Origin of the sequence: Bradyrhizobium jicamae (assembly GCF_001440395.1) — a bacterium.
Classification (GTDB): Bacteria; Pseudomonadota; Alphaproteobacteria; order Rhizobiales; family Xanthobacteraceae; genus Bradyrhizobium; species Bradyrhizobium jicamae.
This window is the reverse complement of the sequence record NZ_LLXZ01000037.1, coordinates 4,881-10,173: the sequence shown is the minus strand read 5'-3', so window position 1 is coordinate 10,173 and position 5,293 is coordinate 4,881. Positions and strand designations below refer to the sequence as shown.

Genomic DNA, 5,293 nt, shown 5'->3' with positions numbered 1-5,293 from the left:
GTGCTGTGGCGGCCACGCAGCTTCGATAAGTCGCGGACGCCTATGACGCAGTAAGACTAGCAAGCGCTACGGCAGTCGCCGGCAGAACGATGCCGATGGCGAGGTCCTGGAAGGCGGAATATCCTCCGATCGTCCGGTCATGACTATCGGGTGCGAGCCGCCGCAGGACAGCCATCCCCAATATGGGGAAGATCAGCGAATAGCCGAGCCCCGTCAGGAACGTTCCTGGCAACTGCGCGACAGGCCCGGTTGCAGTCAGCAGAGATGCCTGTCCGCAAGCCTCTATGCCCAGTGAAATTACGAGCAGCGAACCACCGCCCCGTCGACCCGGCCAATGCCACGTACTGATACGCGCGCATAGATTGCCGAGAACGAGCGCGCCGAAGGCTGACCACGGCATCCGCCAATATTCCGCGGCCTTGACCGGCACAAGGAGGAAGACCGTGCTGGCCAGCAGGGTCGTGGCGAGCGCCAGCACGAGGCCAGGACGCCAGATTCGGCTGAGAATCTCCAGAGCGGTGATCTTCTTCAAGCTTGGCGGTCGATCCTCCTTTTCGATTCTGGATACCAGCAACATCGCGACGAGGGGTACCGTCAAGATCGACAATGGAACGGCAATCAGATCGAAAGCACTTTCGATCCTGATGCCAACAAGGGCGCCCAGGATCAGTCCGAGATGCATCGCCCCGCCCTGAAGCACCAGAACCCGCCAGGACAGAGCGGAGCCAAGCGTGGTTAACGCCCAGGTAAGCGAGCCGACCAGAACCATGCTCTCCGCTACCCCCAGCAATATCCTTGCGCCGAGCAGGAGACAGACGGCCTACGCCGCCGGCCGCAATTCCACGACAAGATAGAACAGAGCGGCAAGGATCGCAGCGATGAGTCCAGCAACTACCGTGCGACGAGCGCCTATCTCGTCGCAAAACGCGCCGGCGCGATGGCGGCTAACGATCGTCACGATCGACTGGGTGCCGATTACCGTCAAGATCATCTTCGGCCCAAAGCCCAGGCGAAGAACATCGGGGGCGAGCGTTCCCAATGGCAGCCCAAGGTCGAAAAACCCGAAGAAGGTGAGCAAGATGAATTTGAACAGCGGGACCTCGGAAATGACACGGTTCAGCTTCCGGACGCTTGGAGTATCCGACCGAAAGCTTCCTCAAAGATCTTGCAATGAGTCATATCGGTCAGCGGCTTATCATGCTGTGTGATCGTTCGGTCCGGATCGGGTGCAAGTGACCGCGTCTCATTCAGAAACTCCCAACGATCGACCCCAACAGGATGACGACCGCGAGCGCGAGCAGAGCGCCTGCGATGGCAACCATGATGACGTCTCGATAACTCTCCTTGGGTGTAGCGCCACAGACCGAAAGCAACGTGACCACCGCCCCGCTATGGGGAAGACTGTCGAGAGTGCCGGCGCTCATCACGGCGACTCGATGCAGGAGTTCCGGATCGATGTTGAGTTCAAGTGCACGCGACAAATAGGTCGCGCCGAGCGCGTCGAGCGCGATGGTCAGGCCGCCAGACGCCGAGCCGGTTAGCGCGGCGAGGATGTTTGTGGCTACGGCGAGGGAGACGAGCGGGCCACCGCCGATCGAGAGCACCCAATCACGCACCAGCGCAAACGCCGGCAATGCCGCGATCACGGCGCCGAAGCCGACGAGACTCGCTACACTGAAAATGGGCAGCACTGAGGCGTTGGCACCAGCGTCCAGTGTGTCGCGCAGCCTCGGCAGACGAGACCGGTTCATCAGGATCGTCGCTAGAATAGCGACGATGAGCGCTACGGAGACCGACCACACACCGCTGACGGCCGCGAAGGACGTTTCGCACCAGCGTTTCTCGGCAAGGAAGTCGAAGTTAATTCGCGGAAGCACGACGAACGACATGGTTAGATTGACCACGATCACGAGCATCAGCGGCAGCCCGGCGAAGATGATCGGTGGCAGATCGAGGCTAAGATGTCCCCGCTCGATCTCGGCAGGATCAAACTCCCGCGCGGTGGCGGCGCGCTCACGCAGCACGGGATCGGCGAGGCGCTGCTTGGGCAGCATCGTGTCGCCAGAGAACCCTTCCTTCCTGAGCCTCGCGGCCGCCTCGGCCCGCGCGAGCCACCAAAGGCCGAAGCCGAGCATGATCGTCGACACGATGATGCCGAGCCCTGGCGCGGCGAAGAGTGTGGTGCCGAAGAAGGGCATTGGGATCGCGTTCTGGATCGCCGGCGTGCCCGGGAGCGCCATCATGGTGAAGGTGAACGTGCCAAGCGCAATCGCTGCCGGCATTAGCCGCCGCGGGATATCGGCGGCACGGAACAAGGCCTCGGCCATCGGGGCTAGCACGAACAGGGCGACGAAAAGGCTGACGCCGCCATAGGTCACAATCGCACCGGCGAGCACCACGGCGAGGATTGCCCGCTGTGCGCCGAGCTTGGCAGTCATGATATCCGCGATCGCGCTGACCGAGCCGCTGTCCTCCATTACTTTGCCAAAAAGAGCCCCGAGGAGGAACAGTGGGAAGAACTGCCCGATGAAGCCCGCCGCGCTGACCATGAAGGTCTGGCCAGTTAGCGAGCAGAGCCTCGCCCGAAAAAAACGCCGCGATGAGCGCGGAGATTGGCGCGAGGAGCAGGACGCTCCAGCCTTTATAGGCGAAACGCACCAAGAGGCCGAGGCTCAGCAGAATGCCGAGAAAGCCCAAGGATTAGACTCCCTGCAGGAGGATATCCAGATCGACCGAAGACCGTTTCCCAATATTGTCTCCATCGACGTCCAGAAACTCATTCGCCGCGTTCCGTCCCTCGTCCCGTAGCATGCGGAGAAACGCCCGCTCGGCGTTGAGCTTGGACGAATAGCTGAGCGTGCTCATAGTGGTGTTGCGGACGAGATGAATGCGCATTCTCCCCCAGCGCGCGCCCTCGCTGTTACCGAGATCCGCGACCTTGCTCAGAAGGGCGATCATCCGAAGTTCCTTCAGCGTGGTGGCGTTGAACGACACTTCGTTGAGGCGGTTCAGAATTTCGGCCGCGGTTCGGGGCGTGCCGGGACGCTCGATCGGATTGATCGGCACTAGGATTGCGTCGTTCGAGTCCAGCTCTCGCACAAGCGGCGTCAGCGTCGGGTTTTCGGCGTAGCCGCCGTCCCAATAACTCTCGCCGTCGATCTCCACCGCCTGGAAGAGAGTCGGCAGGCAGGCGGAGGCAAGCAGGACATCCGGCGTGATCTCGGAATTCCGGAACACCCGGCCGCGCCCAGTTCGGACATTGGTCGCTGTGATGAAGATCCGAATTGGCGATCTCTTGAGCCGCTCGAAATCGATCGCCCGTTCGAGTATGGAACGGAGCGGGTTGACGCCGGTCAAGTTGAGATCGTAGGGCGAGAAAAGACGCGAGGTCATGTCCATTGCGATAAACAGCGGAGAAAAGTCGAGCGTCCAGCGGCCGAGCCATATGTCGATCGGGCTGCGTTGAAACGGACTAAAACGCGCCGCCTCCGCGACGAGCTCCCAATAGGGGTCGAGGGCGGCCCGCGCCCCTTCCGCTCCGCCCGCGGCATGGCCATATGCCAGCACGGCTGCGTTCATCGCGCCGGCCGAGGTGCCGGATAGGCCGATGATGCGAAGCCAGTTCTCCTCAAAAAGACGATCAAGCACGCCCCAGGTAAAGGCGCCGTGCGAGCCCCCTCCCTGCAGAGCCACATCCACAAGGACTGGCTCCCGAGGCCTTCTCACCTCCGCTGCCGAATCTTCAGATCGGTCCTTAGACTCTCGCGTTTCTTGCCTCCACGAAGGTGCTGTCGCCTCGCCACGTTAAGCACCCCAGGAATAAACCCGCGGCGCCGTGGCAACCGGCGTGCCACAATTGTGCAGCCCCGCTTGAAGAGAGCAAAACCGTGCGCTTCGCGCCGCAACGGCAGAATCGTTGCACCTCACTATTGGACATGATCGGCGAAGATCACCGACGATTCCGGTTGAAACGCCCATGAACAGGTGGTCGCACTCAACACCGATGGACCAGTTCGGAGCGAACCCAAATTCAAGGCCCGCCCCTACCGTGCCGCCCCAACGAGTTTCGTTGCCGTTGTCGATGGTCAGCCCAGACGCAAAATCGAAAACCCGGTATTTGTCACGGACGACGCGGCCCCACTTCTCACATAGAGCAGCACGTTATTCTAGGCATAGCCGACTTGGCCAGTGAACAGGCCGAATGCATCAAGCTTGGATTCATCCTGGACGCCTGCGAAAGCAAGATTGGCGTCGGAGCCCTTGAAATCGGACCAGTTGCCCTGTGCCTCCAAGCTGAACACCGAGTTCTCTATTTGTCAGCGATAGCCGATTTGACTGCCGACCGTGCCTCCCGTCGCATTACGGCACCCCATGCCAACGGGCGGAGCGACGACCACGCCGGCGGTGTTGACCACGTCCCAACATTGATGCGCGAAGCCGCCGCCGCCATTGATGCCGATGTAGAAGCCGCCCCAATCATATATTGGAATGACCGTCGGCGGCGCTTTGACGTAGGGCCGCGCGGCAAGATCAGCGGCAGAGGCAGGAGCGGCCAGCGCGATGACGGCTATCGTGCCCAGCAGGACTTTTTTCATTCTCTAAACCCAGCTTCGTATCGACTTTCCTGACGGTTATTGGACGAAGATTGCCATGTGACCATCTTCTCTATCAACTCCCAAGGTTGGTAGTTGACTGAGGCCTAAGCAGCCGTTGGGCATCGTATAGCGCGGTATATCGTTCGTGGCTGAGCCTTGATTTGGTTGTGAGTTCCTCGCTCGCTCTTGATGCGATTCACGATGGGGAGTGGTAGGCCTACCGATTGGTAGGCTCAATTTTTTCGACGACTCATGCGTTTCATCTCGTTGTCATCCGGGAAGCGCAGGATATGCATGTCCTTGCTCTGGTCACCCAAAAAGGCGGAAGCGGCAAGAGCACGCTGGCGGTCGGAATTGCAGTCGCAGCGATGGGGAACGGGGAGCGCGTCGCAATTGTTGAGGCGGATCCACAAGGCACGATTTCAAAATGGAAAGAGCGGCGCGGCCATCCCTATCCGCGGGTCGTTCGGATCTCCGATCCCGCCGAAATAGAGGTGGCTCTCGTCAGCCTTGAAGCTGAGGGAATCTGGCTTACGGTCATCGATACCGCCGCCACGAACAATGCACTGGCTGTGATCGCCATCGCGAGGGGCGATCTTTGCCTGATCCCGGTGCGTCCGAGTCTGGCCGACATCGAAGCTGCGATACCGACGCTGATTGCTATTCGTAGGCTCAACCGTCGATTCGCTTTCGTCCTC

6 protein-coding genes and 1 pseudogene are annotated in these 5,293 nt (G+C 60.5%); 1 reads left to right on the top strand and 6 read right to left on the bottom strand.

The genetic code is table 11. From position 1 onward, the window contains the following. Positions 1 to 40: 40 nt before the first annotated feature. The 6 genes and pseudogenes from CQ12_RS06060 to CQ12_RS47390 form a co-directional block, all read right to left on the bottom strand. Positions 41 to 808, bottom strand: a complete 768-nt coding sequence (locus tag CQ12_RS06060) for an MFS transporter (protein WP_347337415.1) — start codon at positions 806 to 808, stop codon at positions 41 to 43. A gap of 12 nt (positions 809 to 820) precedes the next feature. Then, a complete protein-coding gene (locus CQ12_RS06055) occupies positions 821 to 1,078 on the bottom strand; it encodes a hypothetical protein (RefSeq protein WP_057834435.1) in 258 nt (85 codons plus the stop codon). Between the two features lie 169 nt (positions 1,079 to 1,247). Further along, positions 1,248 to 2,697: pseudogene (locus CQ12_RS06050) on the bottom strand (GntP family permease). A 3-nt stretch (positions 2,698 to 2,700) separates the two neighbouring features. After that, the gene (locus CQ12_RS06045) at positions 2,701 to 3,699 is read right to left on the bottom strand and encodes a patatin-like phospholipase family protein (protein WP_245309765.1); all 999 of its coding nucleotides are present in this window, start codon (positions 3,697 to 3,699) and stop codon (positions 2,701 to 2,703) included. A gap of 467 nt (positions 3,700 to 4,166) precedes the next feature. Beyond that, entirely contained in the window at positions 4,167 to 4,301 is a 135-nt protein-coding gene (locus CQ12_RS47395; protein WP_347337414.1) for a hypothetical protein, read from the bottom strand. Positions 4,302 to 4,316: 15 nt separating this feature from the next. Beyond that, positions 4,317 to 4,595: a hypothetical protein gene (locus tag CQ12_RS47390; protein WP_057834433.1), complete on the bottom strand. Its 279-nt coding sequence runs from the start codon at positions 4,593 to 4,595 to the stop codon at positions 4,317 to 4,319. Positions 4,596 to 4,885: 290 nt separating this feature from the next. Here CQ12_RS47390 and CQ12_RS46060 point away from each other — a divergent pair. Beyond that, the coding region (locus CQ12_RS46060; RefSeq protein ID WP_245309763.1) for a ParA family protein at positions 4,886 to 5,293 on the top strand (408 nt) is incomplete at its 3' end.

What these genes read in the sequence shown, in the direction of transcription:
- CQ12_RS47390 (WP_057834433.1), bottom strand. Translation starts at nt 4,595, where the DNA reads ATGAAAAAAGTCCTGCTGGGCACGATAGCCGTCATCGCGCTGGCCGCT.